17 protein-coding genes and 1 tRNA gene are annotated in these 18,603 nt (G+C 58.0%); 8 read left to right on the forward strand and 10 right to left on the reverse strand.

Translation table 11 applies throughout. The features are described 5' to 3' along the window. Positions 1-63 precede the first annotated feature (63 nt). The 3 genes from CKV94_RS05925 to CKV94_RS05935 all read right to left on the reverse strand — a co-directional run bounded on the left by CKV94_RS05925 (position 64) and on the right by CKV94_RS05935 (position 1,463). Positions 64-513, reverse strand: coding sequence for an EVE domain-containing protein (locus tag CKV94_RS05925; protein WP_003823749.1), 450 nt, complete (start codon positions 511-513; stop codon positions 64-66). A 64-nt stretch (positions 514-577) separates the two neighbouring features. Further along, a complete protein-coding gene (locus CKV94_RS05930; RefSeq protein WP_003823750.1) occupies positions 578-1,018 on the reverse strand; it encodes a hypothetical protein in 441 nt (146 codons plus the stop codon). Between the two features lie 241 nt (positions 1,019-1,259). After that, on the reverse strand, positions 1,260-1,463 hold the full coding sequence (locus CKV94_RS05935) for a hypothetical protein (RefSeq protein WP_003823751.1): 204 nt from the start codon (positions 1,461-1,463) through the stop codon (positions 1,260-1,262). 234 nt (positions 1,464-1,697) lie between these two features. Here CKV94_RS05935 and CKV94_RS05940 point away from each other — a divergent pair, with 234 nt between their 5' ends. After that, positions 1,698-2,096 carry a VOC family protein gene (locus CKV94_RS05940; protein WP_003823752.1) on the forward strand — a complete coding sequence of 133 codons (399 nt, stop codon included), beginning with the start codon at positions 1,698-1,700 and terminating at the stop codon, positions 2,094-2,096. Between the two features lie 210 nt (positions 2,097-2,306). Here the strand turns inward: CKV94_RS05940 and CKV94_RS05945 are convergent, their stop codons facing one another. The 3 genes from CKV94_RS05945 to CKV94_RS05955 all read right to left on the reverse strand — a co-directional run bounded on the left by CKV94_RS05945 (position 2,307) and on the right by CKV94_RS05955 (position 6,353). Further along, positions 2,307-4,334 carry a site-specific recombinase gene (locus CKV94_RS05945; protein ID WP_035580643.1) on the reverse strand — a complete coding sequence of 676 codons (2,028 nt, stop codon included), beginning with the start codon at positions 4,332-4,334 and terminating at the stop codon, positions 2,307-2,309. Between the two features lie 451 nt (positions 4,335-4,785). Further along, positions 4,786-5,703 (reverse strand): permease-like cell division protein FtsX, encoded by a 918-nt coding sequence (gene ftsX / locus CKV94_RS05950; protein ID WP_003823757.1) that lies wholly within the window; start codon positions 5,701-5,703, stop codon positions 4,786-4,788. After that, on the reverse strand, positions 5,700-6,353 hold the full coding sequence (locus CKV94_RS05955; RefSeq protein WP_003823759.1) for a cell division ATP-binding protein FtsE: 654 nt from the start codon (positions 6,351-6,353) through the stop codon (positions 5,700-5,702). Before CKV94_RS05955 ends, ftsX begins: the two co-directional genes overlap by 4 nt. Positions 6,354-6,519: 166 nt before the next feature. Between CKV94_RS05955 and CKV94_RS05960 the strand changes: the two genes are divergently transcribed. The 6 genes from CKV94_RS05960 to CKV94_RS05985 all read left to right on the forward strand — a co-directional run bounded on the left by CKV94_RS05960 (position 6,520) and on the right by CKV94_RS05985 (position 11,065). Next, entirely contained in the window at positions 6,520-7,023 is a 504-nt protein-coding gene (locus CKV94_RS05960; protein ID WP_003823760.1) for an adenylyltransferase/cytidyltransferase family protein, read from the forward strand. Beyond that, positions 7,020-8,750 carry a biotin--[acetyl-CoA-carboxylase] ligase gene (locus CKV94_RS05965; protein ID WP_003823761.1) on the forward strand — a complete coding sequence of 577 codons (1,731 nt, stop codon included), beginning with the start codon at positions 7,020-7,022 and terminating at the stop codon, positions 8,748-8,750. The genes CKV94_RS05960 and CKV94_RS05965 overlap by 4 nt, the downstream gene beginning before the upstream one ends. Then, positions 8,747-9,538 carry an SPOR domain-containing protein gene (locus CKV94_RS05970; protein WP_003823762.1) on the forward strand — a complete coding sequence of 264 codons (792 nt, stop codon included), beginning with the start codon at positions 8,747-8,749 and terminating at the stop codon, positions 9,536-9,538. Before CKV94_RS05965 ends, CKV94_RS05970 begins: the two co-directional genes overlap by 4 nt. 307 nt (positions 9,539-9,845) lie before the next feature. Beyond that, positions 9,846-10,469: a superoxide dismutase [Mn] gene (sodA, locus tag CKV94_RS05975; protein ID WP_003823764.1), complete on the forward strand. Its 624-nt coding sequence runs from the start codon at positions 9,846-9,848 to the stop codon at positions 10,467-10,469. A gap of 90 nt (positions 10,470-10,559) precedes the next feature. After that, positions 10,560-10,844, forward strand: coding sequence for a ribosome assembly RNA-binding protein YhbY (yhbY, locus tag CKV94_RS05980; RefSeq protein WP_003823765.1), 285 nt, complete (start codon positions 10,560-10,562; stop codon positions 10,842-10,844). Between the two features lie 136 nt (positions 10,845-10,980). After that, positions 10,981-11,065 (forward strand) — tRNA-Leu (locus CKV94_RS05985). A 262-nt stretch (positions 11,066-11,327) separates the two neighbouring features. On the opposite strand, the gene CKV94_RS05990 is transcribed toward CKV94_RS05985, so the two are convergent. The 4 genes from CKV94_RS05990 to leuE all read right to left on the reverse strand — a co-directional run bounded on the left by CKV94_RS05990 (position 11,328) and on the right by leuE (position 17,318). Next, positions 11,328-12,377 carry an NAD(P)-dependent alcohol dehydrogenase gene (locus tag CKV94_RS05990; protein WP_035580647.1) on the reverse strand — a complete coding sequence of 350 codons (1,050 nt, stop codon included), beginning with the start codon at positions 12,375-12,377 and terminating at the stop codon, positions 11,328-11,330. Positions 12,378-12,751: 374 nt separating this feature from the next. Then, positions 12,752-15,961, reverse strand: coding sequence for a carbamoyl-phosphate synthase large subunit (gene carB / locus CKV94_RS05995; protein ID WP_003823769.1), 3,210 nt, complete (start codon positions 15,959-15,961; stop codon positions 12,752-12,754). Positions 15,962-16,194: 233 nt separating this feature from the next. Then, the gene (locus tag CKV94_RS06000) at positions 16,195-16,536 is read right to left on the reverse strand and encodes a hypothetical protein (protein ID WP_003823770.1); all 342 of its coding nucleotides are present in this window, start codon (positions 16,534-16,536) and stop codon (positions 16,195-16,197) included. Positions 16,537-16,664: 128 nt separating this feature from the next. Further along, complete coding sequence (leuE, locus tag CKV94_RS06005) at positions 16,665-17,318, reverse strand: leucine efflux protein LeuE (RefSeq protein ID WP_003823771.1); 654 nt, start codon at positions 17,316-17,318, stop codon at positions 16,665-16,667. 170 nt (positions 17,319-17,488) lie between these two features. On the opposite strand from leuE, the gene yaaA reads away from it, so the two are divergent. Next, entirely contained in the window at positions 17,489-18,262 is a 774-nt protein-coding gene (yaaA, locus tag CKV94_RS06010) for a peroxide stress protein YaaA (protein ID WP_035580935.1), read from the forward strand. Positions 18,263-18,603 lie beyond the last annotated feature (341 nt).

The following is an 18,603-nucleotide window of genomic DNA, read 5'->3' on the forward strand; positions in this document are numbered from 1 at the left end:
CTTTCAGGTAGCCTTAGATTGAGTAGATTAAGAATGGAGGGGCAGATTCGGCATGGCTGCCAGCTAAAACAGGCTTTCCTGCCGGGCGTTGGTTTCCGGTGTTTCGGGCTGCGCCAGCATATAAGTGCGCACGAAGTTGAAGAAGTCTTCGCTGATTTCAAAATGGCCGTAGCGCAGCCGGGCGGCATATTTTTTCCATTCCGGATGTGTGCGGATAACGGCAATCGGGCATTCGCGCCGGATTTCGGCATAGGCCACGTTGCGGCGGAAGGGGATAAAGCTTGCGCTCATCTGAAACGGGTAGGCCTGGTCGTCGGTAATCTGCCCGAGTGCGGTGAAGGCTTGCAGTTTGTCGTGGCCGTCCAAGCGGATTTTCGGACTGTAGTAGAGCAGCCAGTCGCCGCGTTGCATACGGTTGAGCGGCGCGGCTTTGCCGTGGCACACTTGGCAGAAGTCGCCTGCCACGCCGCGCAGGACGTGCTCTTTGGAAACCGTGCCGATCCAGTATTTCATAGATATCCTTTTTCAGATGGGTTTCAGGTAGCCTCATGCGGCCGGCAGAAGGCTACCTGAAAATTTATTTTGACGGCTTGGGCAGGAATACGGATAACACGAAAGCCGCTGCCGCACCGCAACCCAAAAACATCCAGTTATCAGAACCAGACAAGTCGAACATGACGGCCTGACAGATGACCGACAGCAGGGCGCCTGCTGCCGTTACGGCAGCGATGCCGGGCAGGTTGCGCTTCAGGCGCAGCAGCATAGCCAAGAGGCCGGTAAGGATGGCGGGAATGCCGCCAACCCAGTAACTGGCCAGGAAGAGTTCTGGCATGTTTCTGAAAAACTGATTTGAGGGAGGTAGCGGCTCAGACGCGACAACATGGAACACCACTATGATGAACAGCATGACCGACACTATGCCCAAGGGCGGGCCGAACAGGCTGTAAATAATCAGTACCCACCACGCATACGGCGGTTTGGAGGCGGAGAGGCGGTTGGCCCGGTTTGGTTTCTTCAATCATTTCTTTCCTCGTACGGGCTACCTGAAAACTATGCGGCGAACGTAGCGCGGGTGGAATGGTATAAGCTGGAATTTATGCTCATAATGGTTTTCAGGTAGCCTGCAGGGAATATGTAGTAGGCAGCGAGTACCCGTCCTAGCTTGCTGTTATGGATGACGCAATATATTGTAATTGGTTTACTAAATATTTTAGTTTATTTGCCTGCTCTATATTGTTATAGATATTTTCTTGTTGTTCTCAACAATGCCAAAGATATAACAGCATATCAATAAATACGTTCACAAGTTTTTTAGGAATGCAGTCTTTATCCTGATATTCTCCTTTTACAACCGATAAAGAATTTATCAGATTATCGCAGTCATCATCAGTAATCCCTTCCCTTGTCATTGCCCTAAATGAAATATCAAGGTAAGAATCAATAAATATATCTATACTATCCATTTTATTTCCTTGTATATCTAGATAAGCATAGCGAGCTTAGGGCGGATATTTATACCCGTACGGTTTTTAGGTAATTTTAGGGATGGGTGTCGGATTCAAGAATCCGAGCTGCGGCTGCTTCGTCCAAATCTTTTTCAGGTAGCCTTTACTTGGGTGCAGGCCGGATTCTTGAATCCACCCTTCCTAATCAATTAAAATTATTGAATAGTTTCCCCATCGCAAAAGGAGTTTACCATGACCCAACTGCAAAGCGCCCTATCGCATGTTTCCCTCGGCACGAATCAATTTGAGCAGGCCGTCGCCTTTTATGATGCCGTGCTCGCGCCGTTGGGCATCCGCCGCGTGCTGGATTTGAGCGAACATCGTGCCATCGCCTATGGTCGCGCCTTCCCTGAACTTTGGATTCAGGCACCGCACGACGGGCAGCCCGCGCAAACCGCCAACGGCGTGCACATCGCCTTTTTGGCAGAAAACAACGCACAAGTGGACGCCTTCTACGTCGCCGCCCTCACCCACGGCGCGAAGCCCGACGGCGCGCCCGGCAAACGCCCGCACTACGGCGACGCCTACTATGGCTGCTTCGTGCGCGATTTGGACGGGCACAAAATCGAAGCAATGGCTTGGAACGAATAGATTCTGCGGAGAAGAGAGGCTACCTGAAAAGTTCAGGTAGCCTTTTTCCCCTCGGCAGTAAGCATAGGTCGAATACTGGTATCCGACAAACCTGCACCGCTGTCATTATTACCCGTTATCACCATACTTGAAATGTCGGGTTCAAGAATCCGACCTGCGGCTGCTTCGTCCAAACCGTTTTCAGGTAGCCTTTCCCTGCCCGCTATGCCGCTATTTGCTCGGCGCAGCGGGCTTTTTCTCGGCTTCGGGCGTGTCGCTCGGCGGGAAGAACAGGCTTTTGGGTTTTTGTTTCACCAGCGAGATGGTGCTGCCGATGATTTGCAGCGGGTTGTCCAGCACGGCGTCGCGCGAGCGCAGGGCTACCCAGAGGGTGATGGAGAAGCTCACCAGCAGGTTCACCACGCCGATCAGCAGCACCATCAATAAGTTGGCGGTGAAGGAGAAGAAGCCGATGTCGCCGCTCACGGCGGCGTAGCCCAGGTTGGCGGAGGAGAAGGCAACGTGGCGGATGTCGAGCGGCAGGCCGGTAAGATGGCCGAGGTAGCCGGTCATGCCGAGGAGCCAGCCGAAACAGAAGTTGCCCATGATGGCGCCGTAGTGGTTGTGGATGTAGTCGGCCAAACGCTGCCGCCAGGCGGCGGGCAGGATGCGTTTGAGCAGGGGGTGTTCGCGCAGGCGCAGTTTGAGGTTGAGGTAGTCGGCGCGGTTGTCGAAGAAGCCGGCGATGATGCCGGAGCAAAACAGCCACACGCCGGCGATGGCGGCAAACAAGAGCGCGGGGGTGCTGAACACGGCGAGGGATTTGAGCTGGTAGGCGGTGGTGGCCGTATCCAGCAGGGGGCTGCCGAAATGGTGGGCGAAGGCGTGGCTGATGAAGACGGCCAGCAGCACAGACACGATGACGTTGCCAAACACGGCCACGCCCTGCGAGCGGATTACGTCAATCAATAGCTGGGCGAGCTTCTGGTTCACAGCGCGGCCGCTGCTGCTGCGTTCCACGGCTTGGGCGAAGCGGGCGGCGGTCATGGCGGGCTGTTTGGTGGCCACGGTGAAGTGCAGCATGTGGATGAGTACGAAGCCGATGCCGTAGTTGAGGCTGGCGAGCACGGCGTGGTAGAGGTGGCCGCCGGGCAGGCTGCCGATGTGGATTTTGAGCAGCGCCATCAGGGCGATGAGTACGCCGCCGCCGGCCGCGGAGCGCAGCATGCCCCAGTATTCGCTGCGGTTGCGCGTGATGTAGTGTTCGCCGTGGCGGCTGGAATTTTGGCTGATGCTGCGGGCGAGCATTTTCACGTTGCTGCGCCACAAGGGCATGATGCGCCGCTGTGCCACCACGGCCACGGCGATTTCATTGGCCAGGAGTAGGGTGCGCAGCAGGCTTTGGGTGCGGTTGCGCGCGGCAAACAGCGCCATGAGCCGTTCCATGCGGGCCAGGGTTTGCTGGAGGCGTTGCAATAGGTGTGCCACGGCCATGGAAGAGCCGGCGCCGGCGCCGGTGCCTTTGCGTTGCAGGCGTTCGATGAGGGTGCGGCATTGCGCCAGCATCACGTTTAAATGGCCGGCATCGTAGGTGGTGCGGGAGCCGGGTTGGCGGCTGCGCTGGAAATCGAGCCAGTCGGATACTTCGCGCATCAGGCTGACGAAGGGCGAATCCACATCGAGCAGCCTGGGCTCGAGGCGGATCAGGTCGTGGTCGAGGTCTTCGGCGGCCACCCATATGGAAAGCATTTCCACGGCATACAGGCTTTCGTCGCGCAGGTGGCGGCCGCACATTTCGCGCACGGCGGGCTCGGTTTGCCGCTGGATGGTGCTCAGGAGGCGCAACCAGGCGGAAAGCGGGATGGCAGCGAGCCATGCGCCGTCGTTGCTGCTGCAAAACAGCAGCGAGAGCACGTCGCGCAGGTCGTTGCAGTCTTTATAGGCGGGATTGAGGCGCTCGTAGAGGCGGTGGCGGAATTCGTGGCCGAAGCCGGAGCGGGAGAAGATGCCGATGGTGATCAGGGTGGGGTACACGCGCACGCTGGAGAGCCAGCGGCACAGCAGGGTGGCGATGGCTTTGCCTTCGCCGCCTTCTTGCCGCAAATGGTTGCACAAGATGCCGAAGCGCACCTGCGCGCCTGCCGCGCCGCCCTGCCGCAGCCAAGTCACCACTGCCTGTAACACGCGCAGCGCATTGCCTTCGGCGGCGGCGCGGCTGATGGTTTCAGGTAGCGTGTGTCGGGGTTTGCGTGTGAACATAGGCTTCCTTTTTGTTGCTCCGGCCAGAGCCGGCAGCGGATGTGCGAAAAACTGCGACCACCTTTTCAGGTAGCCTCACGAAAAAAAAGGGGGAGCGATTGTAACAGATTGCCGTTTGAGGGCAAAAAGGAGGGCTGGGAAACGGGAAGGTATAGGGTGGGCTGAAGATTGATTGGCAAAGGGTTTCCGCTTTTCAGGTAGCCTCATGGCGTGATCAAAGGCTACCTGAAGCTTTATAGTGGATTAAAATAAGAATGGGACAAGGCGGCGAGCCGCAGACAGTATGAGCAATACGGCAAGGCGAGCCAACGCAGTAGCATTCTTATTTAATTCACTATAAGCCAAAGGGGCTGCGTTTTGCCGCAGCTTTTGGTTTTTCAGGTAGCCTTTATCGGTATGGCATCAGGCTACCTGAAAAATGTTTTTAGAGCTTTCAGGTAGCCTTTGGCTGTTAATGGCTCTTGGCTTTGAATTCCTGCAAATGCCGGCTGCCGGCCAGCCAGGCGCCGGCCATGCCCAGGCCGCACACCACGGCGATAATCACGGCCATTTCCCAGCCGTGGAAGAAGCGCCAGTCTAAGTTCAGGCCGTATGGGCTGAAAATACGGTCCACCAGCGGGCGGGTGGTGCGCATCAGCCAGCCGCACAGCACCAGGCTCAAGGCGGAAGACAACACGCCCTGCCACAAGGCCTGATAGAGGAAGGGGCGGCGGATGAAGGAAGCGGGCGCGCCCAACAGCTTGGTGATTTCGATTTCTTCGCGCCGGCTGAGGATTTGCAGGCGGCTGGTGTTATACGCCACCAACACCAGCGCCGCGCCCAGCGTGATCACCAAAAAGCGGAACACTTGATGCACGAATTCGTTGATTTGGAACAGGGTTTGCATCCATTCGGCATCCATCTGCACGCTCTCGGCCTTGGGCAGCGCGGCCAAATCGGCCCGCAGGGCGGTTTGCTCTTCGGGGGTGGCGCCGTCTTTGGGCGTGATCACGAAGGCGTCGGGCAGCGGGTTGGCATCGAGCATCGACACCAAATCCTGCCCCTGAAACGCCTGCTGCAGCTCGGCCATGCCCTGCTGTTTGCTCACGTATTCGGCTTTTTCGATGCGGCTGTCTTCCGCCAGCTTGGCGCGGATGGCGGCGATGTCGGCCTCGGCGGCTTCGGGCGTGAGGTAGATCGTCATCTGCGGGGCTTGGTTGAGCCGGCCGAGCACTTCGGTGCTGCTTTGCACACCTAAATAAAGCATCAGCGGCAAGGTCATGGCGGCGGCCAGCATCAGCAGCACCATCAATGTGCCCAAGGGCTGGCGCACGAGTCGGACAAAGGCCTGGCAGGCGGCTTCCAGATGCAGTGAGAGATAGTGTTTCATGCGGCAAACCTGCCTTCCTGCAAACGCAAAATGCGGTGGCCGTAGTCGGCCATCAGGGTTTCGTCGTGGGCGGCCACGATGACGGTGGTACCGGCTTCGTGGAAGGTTTTGAAGAGCTCCATAATATCGAGCGCGTAGGCGCGGTCGAGGTTGGCGGAAGGCTCGTCGGCAATCAGGAGGCCGGGCTGGTGCACCACGGCGCGGGCAATGCACAGGCGCTGCTGCTCGCCGCCGGACAGGGTAATCGGATCGGCCGTTTCGCGCCCGCCCAAGCCCACTTTTTCAATGGCGATGCGGGCGCGTTTTTCGGCGGTTGCGCGGTCGTAGCCGATGATGCGCAGCGGTAGCAATACGTTTTGCAGCACGTTGCGGTCGAACAGGATTTTGTGGTCTTGAAACACCAGGCCGATGTGCTGGCGCAGATAGCCCAGGCGGCTGTCGTTGAGCGTGCCGAGGTCTTGGTTGTTCATCCACACTTTGCCGGAGGTGGGCTTGGTGATGCCGGCAATCAGCTTGAGCACGGTGGATTTGCCCGCGCCGGAATGCCCGGCCACGAAAATCATCTCGCCCTTGCTGATTTTGAAGCTGACGTTTTGCAGGGCGTGGAAGCCGCCGGGATAGGTTTTGGAAACTTGTTCGAAACGGATCATGATGTGAGCTTGGGAGTGAATGGGTTTCAGGTAGCCTTTAGGAAAACGCCGTTTGAGGCTACCTGAAAACAAGCCTGCAGATTATACGGTAATTCCCGCCCGCCCAACACCAAGCAGCGGCGTAGAAATGGTATCATCCGCGCTTTATTATCTTGGAAGAGCTGCCATGACTGCCTGGCCCACCCCCGATTTCGAACGCAAAATCTGCCCGCCCGAGGCGCTGGCCGGGAAATTGGCCGAGCTGCCGCGCCCATTGGTGTTCACCAACGGTTGCTTCGACATCCTGCACCGCGGCCACGTTACCTACCTCGCCCAAGCCCGCGCGCTCGGCGCGGCGATGGTGCTCGCGCTCAACACCGATGCTTCCGTGCGCCGGCTGGGCAAAGGCAGCGACCGCCCCATCAACCCGCTGGCCAACCGCGCCGCCGTGGCCGCCTCGCTGGCGAGCGTGGATTTGGTGACTTGGTTCGATAGCGATACCCCGGCCGAACTCATCGAACTGGTGCGCCCCGATATCTTAGTGAAAGGCGGCGACTGGCTACCTGAAAACATCGTCGGTGCCGCCGAAACCTTGGCGCGCGGCGGCCAAGTGTATTCCATCCCCTTCCTGCACCAAACCTCTACCACCCAAACCCTGGCCAAAATCCGTGCCGCGGAGCAAGGCTCATGATGCAGGCCGTGCACTGGCAGCTGCTGGCCGCCTTGGCAGACGGCCGGTTGCACCACGTTACCGAACTGGCGCGCCGCATCAGCCGCAAGCCGCCGCAGCTCAACGCGCTCTGGCAGCAAGTGCCGCCGCACATCCGCGGCCTGCTGCGCCAGCAAGACGGCCGCTGGCGGCTGGTGCGCCCGCTGGCGATTTTAGACAACGCCGTTTTGCAACAGCAGGCGGCAGCCGCCGGCTGGCAAGCCGAACTGTTGCACGAACATCCTTCCAGCAACAGCTATCTCATCGCCCAAGCCAAAGCCGGCAGCCCGATCCACCGCCGCATCGTGTTCGTGCACGATCAAACCCAAGGCCGCGGCCGCCAGGGGCGCAGCTGGCAGAGCCGCATCGGCGAATGCCTAATGTTCAGCGCCGGCTGGTGTTTTTCCCGCCCGCCGGCCGAGTTGGGCGGCCTCACGCTCGCTGCTGCGCTGGCTTGCTGCCGCGTGCTGCGTGAGTTGGGCGTGCCCGCGCAGATTAAGTGGCCAAACGATTTGGTCATCGGTGGCGAAAAGCTCGGCGGCATCCTGACGGAAACCGTGCGTTGTAACGGCCAAACTGCGGTTGTGATCGGCATCGGCATCAATTTCGTGCAGCCTAAAGCGGTGGCCGATGCCGAAGCCGTGCAGGGCAGCGCGCCCAATATCGCCGTAAGCCGTCTCACCGAACGCCTGCTGCCCGAGTTGGCGGATACTTTCGAGCAGTTCGACAGCGAAGGCCTCTCCCCTTTCCTCGCGGGCTACCACGCCTGTCACCGCGACCAAAACCAGCCCGTTCGCCTGCTGCGCGACGGACAAACCCTGCTGCAAGGCACAGCCTTGGGCGTGGATGAGGGCGGTACGCTGCGTATTCGCGATGCCGAAGGCACGGAACATCATGTAGTGAGCGGCGAAATCAGCCTGCGCCCGCTGCACAGCCAAAATACCGCCCCGCCCGATGGCAAACAAGACAAAATGCTGCTGCTCGATGCCGGCAACAGCAAACTCAAATGGGCATGGGTGGAAAACGGCCGCATCACGGCGGCAGACAAAGCTGCCTATTGGAATCTCGAGTCACTTGCCCACAGTTGGCAGGAGCACGGCGGCGAACACGTGCGCATCATTGGCTCGGCAGTGTGCGGCGAAGCCAAACAGCAAGCCGTGGCCGAACAACTTGGCTGCGAGCCGGAATGGCTCGGCTCCATGCCGCAGGCTTTGGGCATCCGCAACCACTACCGTCGCGTGAGCGAGCATGGTGCCGACCGCTGGTTCAATATCCTCGGCAGCCGCCTTTTCACCGAACACGCCTGCGTGGTGGTTAGCTGCGGCACCGCCGTAACCATCGACGCCCTCACCGCCGACAATCATTACTTGGGCGGCAGCATCATGCCCGGCTTCAACCTGATGAAAGAGGCGATGGCGCAACACACCGCCAACCTTAACCGCCCCACCGGCCGCGCCTACTCCTTCGGCACCACCACTGCCAACGCCATGGCCGGCGGCATGCTCGATGCTATTTGCGGCGCGGTTTTGCTGATGCATACCCGCCTGCAGCAGAAACACCCCGGCCAAACCGTGGCCGTGATCATCACCGGCGGCGGCGCTGCCAAAGTAAAACAAGGGCTACCTGAACAATTTGCTTTGGACAACCCCATTCAAATTGTGGATAATCTCGTGCTTCACGGATTACTCAACTGGGCTGCACAAACATGAAGTGGCTGTTTGCTGTTTTGGTGGCATTAAACATAATCGTCTTCGGCGGGATGCTGGTAACGCGTATGGCGCAACAACAGCAGCCCGCGCCCGTTGTGCAGCCGCAACAGCCGCAGCCCACCACCGTAGTGGTGCATGCCGCCCCCGCCCAGCCAGTTGCTCCGCAGCAGACGGCTACGCCTGTACTGCCGGTGGATGCAGGCCGTCCCCGTAACGCACCTGCTGCCCCCGGCCGCCCCAACACCCCGGCCAAACCTGCCGGCGAAGCCCAGCCTAAGCCTACCCCCGAAAGCGGCATTCGCGCGCCCAACACCGCCTGCACCGCCGTGGCTGTGTTGCCGGAAGACGACTACCACCGCATCAAAGGCCTGCTCGCCCGCTGGCCGCACGCCGCCACCCGCGTGGTGGAGCGCCGCCGCGATTCCGGCCGCCCCCAGCGTGGCAGCGAACGCTACCAAGTGAGCGTAACCATTGAAGGCGATGTGCAAGAATTCACCTCCAAAGTGCGTTCGCAGGGCTTCCGCAACGCCAGCGTCGCCGGCGGCCGCATGAGCCTCGGCTCGTTTAGCAGCGAACAGCAGGCTGAGCAAACTGCCGCCAGAGCCCGCCAAGCCGGCCTCAATCCGCAAATCATCCGTACCGGCTCAAGCGGCGGCGAACAATCTGCCGAATTGGGCGAATCCAAAATGCAGATAACGTTTATGAACGTAGATGATAACGCCGCCGCCGGTATCAGCAGCGTTATCAGCCGTTACTCGCACTTACGCCGCGCCCCTTGTCGTAGATAAATGATTTGATCGAATAAGCAAAAGGCTACCTGAAATTTTCAGGTAGCCTTTTATCTATGTATCGTTGTTATCAATAGTGATGAGGCAAGTCGTGGCTGTATTGCCCTGATGAGGAAACGATAAAAAAAAACCTTGAATTGCCAATGGATAGCACTTATCATTACCGCTTTTATAGCTGAAGCAATTATTTCTCCTCCTCAGGTGGCGAGCCGCAGGCAGTACAAGTTGTGCAGCAAGGCAAGCCAACACAATAGGAAGGAATCAATGCCCCAGCCATGCAAAACACATCTGAAAAAGGAAACTGATTATGGCATACCAACTGCCCGCACTGCTCTACGCCTATGACGCGCTAGAGCCGCATTTCGATACGCAAACCATGGAAATCCACCACAGCAAGCACCATCAGGCCTATGTAAATAACGCCAATGCCGTGTTGGCCAACCTGTCCGAGTGGGAAAAACTGTCTGCTGAAGAGCTGATCGCCCGTTTGGCCGAACTGCCCGAAAATGTGCGCATCCCGCTGCGCAACAACGCCGGTGGCCACGCCAACCACAGCCTGTTTTGGCAAATCCTGAAAACCGGCACCACCCTGCAAGGCAAGCTCAAAGCCGCCATCGAGCGCGATTTCGGCAGCGTGGAAGCCTTCCAGGCCGAGTTTGAAAAAGCCGCTGCCACCCGTTTCGGTTCAGGCTGGGCTTGGCTGGTGTATGAAGACGGCAAGCTCAAAGTCGTTTCTACCGCCAACCAAGACTCCCCGCTGATGGGTCAGGCCGTATCCGGCACATCCGGCTACCCGATTATCGGCTTGGACGTGTGGGAACACGCCTACTACCTGAAATTCCAAAACCGCCGCCCCGACTACATCAAAGCCTTCTGGCAAGTAGTTAACTGGGACGAAGCCGCCCGCCGTTTTGAAAGCGTGGCCGCCTAAGCGCCTGCCTGATGAAACAGGCTACCTGAAAGCCCGTTCGGCATTTTCAGGTAGCCTTTTCCAATCACTTAGCAAATACCAATCGATAAAATGGCAACACTCAGCAACGAAGACATCCGCCGCTTCAAACAACAAGCCCACCAACTGCGCCCCACCGTGCTTATCGGCAAACAAGGGCTCACCGAGGCCGTGATTAAAGAAACCGACACCCGCCTCACCGCCCGCGAGCTGATCAAAGTGCAAGTGGCCGGCGACGACAGGCAGGAGCGCATCGCCATCGCCGAAGCCCTATGCGCCGCCACCGGTGCCGAACTGGTGCAGCACATCGGCAAACAGCTGGTGCTGTGGCGGCCGAAGCCTGAAGAAAAAGAGTAGGGCGCTGCACATTTTTTTTCATGCAGGGCAGGCCAAAGCTGTATCAGTGTCGGTTGATTTGTTATTCCGCAATATAATCCGATTTCAAACAGCATCTTGCCAAACCGGCATATTGCAGTATAATGCCGCCTTTCCTGCGGACGTGGCGAAATTGGTAGACGCACCAGATTTAGGTTCTGGCGCCGAGAGGTGTGAGAGTTCGAGTCTCTCCGTCCGCACCAATATTTTTATATTTTTCATTATGTTATGTAACGCTTGGTGTAAGTGTGGTGCAAATCACATCATCGGGCGTTTTTCTTTTTGGCGGTCTAGCCACCCCTTCAATCTCTGCCCTTTACCACCAAAAATGCTTCTTTGACACGGGTATTCGTGGCGGGAAATCTGGGCGCAGTGCATATTGCTCTAAAAAGTTCGTCTTTTTGTCCGCACCACACTCAAAAAGCAGCCCAAAATTTTGGGCTGCTTTTTCATGTCAGACAATCTTTACAGCGTGGCGATGTCGATCACGAAGCGGTATTTGACATCGCTTTTCAGCATCCGCTCGTAGGCGGTGTTGATGTCGGCCATGTTGATCATTTCCACGTCGGCGGTGATGTTGTGTTCGCCGCAGAAATCCAGCAGCTCTTGCGTTTCTTTGATGCCGCCGATGAGGGAACCGGCGACTGTGCGGCGGCCAAGGATCATCGGCACGGTATTCAGCGGCGGGGTGACTTCGCCCAGCAGGCCGACGTACACCAGCGTGCCGTCGAGTTTCAGCGTCGGGATGTAGGGGTTGACGTCGTGCGCATAGGGGACGGTGTCGATGACGAGTTCAAACTGGTTCGCCACGCTTTGCATCTGCGCGGCATCGGTGGAAATCACCACGTTGTGCGCGCCGAGGCGTTTGGCGTCTGCCGTTTTGCCGGGGCTGCGCGAGAAGAGGGTGACTTCTGCGCCGAGGGCGTGAGCGAGTTTGATCGCCATATGGCCGAGGCCGCCGAGGCCGATGACCGCGACTTTGCTGCCTTTGCCGACGTGCCAGTGGCGCAGCGGCGACCAGGTAGTGATGCCGGCGCAGAGGATGGGCGGCACGGCTTTGGTATCGAGGTTTTCCGGCACTTTCAGCACGAAGGCGTCGCTGACGGTGATGGTTTTGGCATAGCCGCCGTAGGTGGGCTGGCCGTCGTGTTTGTCGATGCTGCTGTAAGTCGCGACGAAGCCGTTTTCGCAGTATTGCTCGAGATCGTGTTTGCAGGGCTCGCAGTGGCGGCAGCTGTCGACGAGGCAGCCGATGCCGACGAGGTCGCCGGCCTTGAACTTACTGACCTTCGCGCCGACGCTGCGCACGCGGCCGACGATTTCATGACCCGGCACCACGGGGTATATCGTGCCGCCCCAGTCGTTACGGGCGGTGTGCAGGTCGCTGTGGCAGACGCCGGTGTAGAGGATGTCGATAACGACGTCGTCGGCGCGCGGCGTGCGGTATTCGAAGGAGAAGGGGGTGAGCGGGCTGGTGGCGGATTGGGCGGCATAGGCTTTGACGGTTTCGGTCATGGCTTGGAGCTCCTATTGAAGTGGGTAAAAGAGGTGGCTATTGGCCAGGGAGTGCTGATTCCAATCAGAAACGTAAACTCGGCTTTGAAAACTGCAATTTGTAGAGGAGATGGGCTTTCAGATTGCCGGGAGCCCAATTTTTGCCAGCCAAGGCTTATATCGGATTTAGTATTCCATATTATCCATTTATCCTAATCCCAAGACAATTTAGATAACATGTTACTTCCAGAGGCTCTTAACAACCCTGCCATAATGCCCATCATCCCCAACACACCCAGCAGGTGTCTCATTCATGCTCCCGTGCTACAAAATTGAAACAAAAAGGCTATCCGGTAATATTCCGGATAGCCTTTTTACTATTTTCAGGTAGCCTCTTATCCTTTCAAGCGGGCGAGTAAATCCTGCACGCTATATACGCCGAGGAGGTTGAAGCTTTTCATCCCTTCGCTCATGGCTTCGCCACCGGCCACGGTGGTGTATTGCGGCACGCGTTGGGTGAGGGCGCTGCGGCGGATGCTGTGGCTGTCGGCCACGGACTGCGGGCTGCTGGCGACAGTGTTCACCACCAGCGCGATTTCGCCGTTTTTAATCGCGTCCACAATGTGCGGGCGACCTTCGGGCACTTTATTGACTGCCTGCACCACCACGCCGTGCTCTTTCAGGTAGCCTGCCGTGCCGCGTGTGGCGCAAACGCCGTAGCCGAGTGCTTGGAAGTTTTGCGCGGTTTTCACGATAAGCGGCTTGTCTTCTTCGCGCACGGAAAGGAAGATTTTGCCGGTGGCGGGCATGCGTTCGCCTGCGCCGAGCTGGGCTTTGAGGTAGGCTTCGCCGAAGGTTTCGCCCACGCCCATCACTTCGCCGGTGGAGCGCATTTCCGGGCCGAGGATGGTGTCTACGCCGGGGAATTTGATGAAGGGGAACACGGCTTCTTTAACGGCATAGAAATCGGGGACGACTTCTTTTTCCACGCCTTGCTCTTGCAGGGAAATACCCGCCATACAGCGTGCGCCGACTTTAGCGAGCGGCACGCCGGTGGCTTTGGAGACGAAGGGAACGGTACGGCTGGCGCGCGGGTTCACTTCCAACACGAACACCACGCCGTCCTGCACGGCAAACTGGACGTTCATCAGGCCGACCACGCCCAGCGCGTACGCCATGGCTTTGGTTTGGCGGCGGATTTCGTCTTGGATTTCTTCGCTGAGCGAGTAAGGCGGCAGCGAACAGCCGGAGTCGCCGGAGTGGATGCCCGCCTGTTCGACGTGTTGCATGATGCCGCCGATAACGACGTCTTTGCCGTCTGAAACGCAGTCCACATCGACTTCAATCGCGTTGTTCAGGAAGAAGTCGAGCAATACGGGGCTGTCTTCGGATACCTGCACGGCTTCGCGCATGTATTTTTGCAGCTCTTCGGCGGAGTGGACAACCTGCATAGCGCGGCCGCCGAGGACGTAAGACGGGCGCACGACCAGCGGATAGCCGATTTCTTCGGCTTTGACGAGCGCTTCTTCTTCGTTGTGGGCGATGCGGTTGGGCGGCTGGCGCAGGCCTAAGTCGTTCAACACTTTTTGGAAGCGTTCGCGGTCTTCGGCGGCGTCGATGCTGTCGGCGGACGTGCCGATGATGTTTACGCCGTTTTCAACCAATGCGTTGGCGAGTTTGAGCGGAGTTTGACCGCCGTAATGCACAATCACGCCCCACGGGTTTTCGGTGCGGACGATTTCCAACACGTCTTCCAGCGTCAGCGGCTCGAAATACAGGCGGTCGCTGGTGTCGAAGTCGGTGGACACGGTTTCGGGGTTGCAGTTGACCATAATCGTTTCAAAGCCGGATTCGCGCAGGGCGAGAGCGGCGTGGACGCAGCAGTAGTCAAACTCGATGCCCTGACCGATACGGTTCGGGCCGCCGCCGAGAATCATCACTTTTTTACGGTCGGAAGGACGCGCCTCGCATTCTTCTTCGTAAGTGGAATAGAGGTAGGCAGTTTCGGTGGCGAACTCGGCGGCGCAGGTATCGACGCGTTTATACACGGGATGCAGCTTCAGCGCGTAGCGGTGTTCGCGCACTGCTTTTTCTTTTACGCCTAAAAGCTGGGCGATGCGTTTGTCGGAGAAGCCTTTGCGTTTCAGACGGCGTAAGGCGGCGAAATCCAAATCTTGCAGGCAGCCTGCACTTACCTGCTGCTCTTCTTTCACCAAGTCTTCGATTTGCGCCAAGAACCAAGGGTCGATGGCGCAGATTTCGTGGATTTCTTTCAGCGTGAAGCCCGCGCGGAACGCGTCTGCCACAAAGAGCATACGTTCGGGGCCGGGGTTCGCCAGTTCGCGGCGGATTTCCGCTTTGTCTTCGCTGCGCGGATTGAAACCGCACAAGCCCGTTTCCAAGCCGCGCAGGGCTTTTTGGAAACTTTCCTGAATGGTGCGGCCCATCGCCATCACTTCGCCCACCGATTTCATCTGCGTGGTCAGGCGGTCGTCTGCGGCGGGGAATTTTTCAAACGCAAAACGCGGGATTTTAGTTACCACATAGTCGATGGAAGGCTCGAACGACGCGGGCGTGCGGCCGCCGGTGATGTCGTTGCGCAACTCGTCCAGCGTAAAGCCGACAGCCAGTTTCGCCGCCACCTTCGCAATCGGGAAACCTGTTGCTTTTGAAGCCAGCGCGGACGAACGGCTCACGCGCGGGTTCATCTCAATCACAATCATCTCGCCGTTTTCAGGGTTTACCGCAAACTGCACGTTCGAGCCGCCCGTATCCACGCCGATTTCGCGCAATACCGCCAAGCTTGCGTTGCGCATGATTTGGTATTCCTTGTCCGTCAGCGTTTGCGCCGGCGCAACCGTAATCGAGTCGCCCGTATGCACGCCCATCGGGTCGAAGTTTTCAATCGAGCAGATAATGATGCAGTTGTCGGCCTTATCGCGCACCACTTCCATCTCGTACTCTTTCCAGCCGAGGACGGACTGCTCAATCAGCAGCTCATGCGTGGGCGACGCATCGAAACCGCGTTCGCAAATCGCCAAAAACTCATCTTTATTGTAGGCAATGCCGCCGCCCGAACCGCCCATGGTGAAAGACGGGCGAATCAGCGTCGGGAAGCCGACCTGTTCCTGCGCCGCCAAGGCTTCGTTCATCGTGTGGCAGACAAAGGATTTCGGGCAGGAGAGGCCGATTTTCTCCATCGCTTCCTTAAAGCGGCCACGGTCTTCCGCCTTGTCGATGGCGTCTTCGGTTGCACCGATTAATTCGACATTGTATTTCGCCAGCACGCCGTTGCGCGCCAAATCCAGCGCACAGTTCAGCGCGGTCTGACCGCCCATCGTGGGCAGAATCGCATCAGGCCGCTCCTTGGCGATAATCTTCTCCACCGTCTGCCACATAATCGGCTCGATGTAGGTAACATCCGCCATTTCAGGGTCGGTCATGATGGTGGCGGGGTTGGAATTCACCAGAATGACTTTATAGCCTTCTTCACGCAAAGCCTTGCAGGCCTGTGCGCCCGAATAGTCAAATTCGCAGGCCTGACCGATAACGATAGGGCCGGCGCCGATGATAAGGATGGATTTTAGGTCGGTACGTTTGGGCATGGTGTTTTACCTTAGAGGTTTCAAGTTATTTAAAACTATATGTAACTAGGTTGCTTGTGCTCTATATTAAGATATTCTTCAGCAAGTCGTAGCTCGCATGAGGGAGTTACGCGGTACACATTCTACTAGTTTACTTCACGAGGCTACCTGAAAATCGGCCAATCCTTTTTAGCCTCGCAGAAACTCAGCCTTGCTCAGCAAGACATTATTTTCAGGTAGCCTTGCTTTGGTGCTTAACGGGAAATTAGGCCGACGGTGAAGTCGGTTTCGCCGCGTGCGTCTTCGAAGAGGCCGATGTTGTAGCGGTGGGCTTGGCCGCAGGCGCGGACGGTCCACACTTCGCGCACCTGCATACGGCCGTGCACTTTGTGGGCGCTGTTGATTTTGCTGTGTACGGATTCGATGTTGCGGCAGTTGAACGAGGCGGCTTCGGCAGTACGTACGACTTTGAGCACGTCGTCGCGTAGGATGTTGTCGCTGCCGAAAGTGGCGCTTTCGCCGCTGAAGGCTTGGTTGCCGAGGCTGGAGCAGGCGGACAGGGCGAGGGCGGCGAGGAGGGGGATGAATTTGCGCATGGGGATTCCTTAATTCGGCAGTGATGGAGCGCGAGGCCAAATGCTGCCAATTATACGGCAATCTGTTGTGCTTTTCAGGTAGCCTGAGCAGTTATTTCTATCTGAATGAGGCTAGCTGAAACGCTAAATTAAAACTCGATTCCGGCCAGCCACAGGCTCACGGCGAAGCCGATAAAGAGCAGGCCGGTGGCGGCGGTGCAGGCGGTGGTAACGCGGCGGTGGCGGCGGAATAGGTTGGCGAGGCGGTGGCCGGCGAAAACGAGCAGGGTGAGATAGCTGAAGCTGACGGTTTGCATCACCAGTGCCAGCAGCAGGAAGGAGAGGGCGGGGTGCGGATAGGCGGGATCGACGAATTGAACGAAAAACGACAGCAAAAATAGGATGGCTTTGGGGTTGGTGAGGCTGAGCAGTAGGGCGCGTTTGAAGATGTGCCCGGCGGGCGGGGTGGGTGGCAAACCGGCTGCCAAAACGGGCGGCGGGGCAAACCATTTGCGCACTGCGCCGCGCAAGAGGCCGAAGCCGATGTAGGCCAGATAGAGGCCGCCGGCGAGTTTCATGGCGTGAAATAGGGCGGGATAGAGCTTGAGCACCGTGCCGGCGCCGAGCACGGTGAGCAGGATTAGCACTAAATCGCCCAGCAGCACGCCGCATACGGCGCGGTAGGCCTTGCGCGCACCATGTTGTGCGGCCACGGAGAGGCAAAACATGCTGTTCGGACCGGGCATGATGATGAGGATGATGGTGCCGATCAGGTAGGAGAGGGGGTTGATGATGCCGAACATGGTTTCAGGTAGCCTTTTATGGAGGCGGCTATTTTAATGAGGTAGGCGGGGTAAAGGCTACCTGAAAACTATCTGCAAACTATCGCGCCGATTTATTCCGTCGTTTGCCTGTTGCCCCGCAGGCGGCTAAACTGCCCGCCAATTTGCACACCTTAATTAAAGAGAACGCCATGTTTTTCATCCTCTCGCCCGCTAAAAACCTGAACGAAACCGCCGCCGCGCCCACTAAGGAACACAGCCAGCCCGCGCTGCTTGAGCAGTCTGCCATTCTGATGGCGCAACTGTGTGAGCTGGCGCCGCAGGATTTGTCGGCGCTGATGGGCGTGTCGGACAAAATCGCCCGCCTCAATGCCGAGCGCAATGCGGCCTGGCAGCCGCCGTTTAGCCTGCAAAACGCCAAGCAGGCGGTGTATTTGTTTAACGGCGATGTGTATGAAGGTCTCGATGCCGAGAGCCTTGCCCCGCCGCAAATTGATTGGCTGCAAAGCCATGCCGGCCTGCTCTCCGGGCTCTACGGCCTGTTGCGCCCCTTAGATTTAATCCAGCCCTACCGTTTGGAAATGGGCACCAAGCTGACCAACCCGCGCGGCAAGGATTTATACGCCTTCTGGGGCGGCCTGATTACCGAATTGCTGGCCGAACGCATGGTCGAGGCGCAAACCGATGTGTTGGTAAACCTGGCTTCGCAGGAATATTTCAAAGCCGTGCAGCCGGCCAAACTCGGCGGCCGCCTGATTACCCCTGTGTTCCAAGACGAGAAAAACGGGCGCTACAAAATCATCAGCTTCTATGCCAAACGCGCCCGCGGCCTGATGCTGCGCTATGCCGCCGAACGCGCCATCACCGAGCCGGAGCAGCTGCTGGATTTCAATAGCGAGGGCTACGCCTTCTGCGCGGCGGCTTCTTCGGAAAACGAATGGGTGTTCCGACGCGGCGAGCAGTGATGCGCGGCAGGCCGTGATGGAGAAGCGGAGGCTACCTGAAATTTGGGAAGTGCGGCCGGGGCGGCATTTTCATTTTGAGCCGGCGTTTTCAGGTAGCCTTTTGTCGAGCCCACACTAATCGGCTTTGCTGTTTTATTCCCCTTTGACAACCGGCAACGGCATTGTTCCGCACCGCGTGCCGCCACATCAAGCAGGCTACCTGAAACCCAACCGGGCATTTTCAGGTAGCCTGCAAGTATTTTTGCGGAGGCCGCTGGCCAAATGTGGTTTTTATGTTACGTTTTGCCGCAGCGGCAGCGCGGGGCTTGCTTGGCGCGTGAGGCCAGGTATCAAGCGGCTTT

Origin of the sequence: Eikenella corrodens (assembly GCF_900187105.1) — a bacterium.
In the GTDB taxonomy this organism is placed as follows: domain Bacteria; phylum Pseudomonadota; class Gammaproteobacteria; order Burkholderiales; family Neisseriaceae; genus Eikenella; species Eikenella corrodens.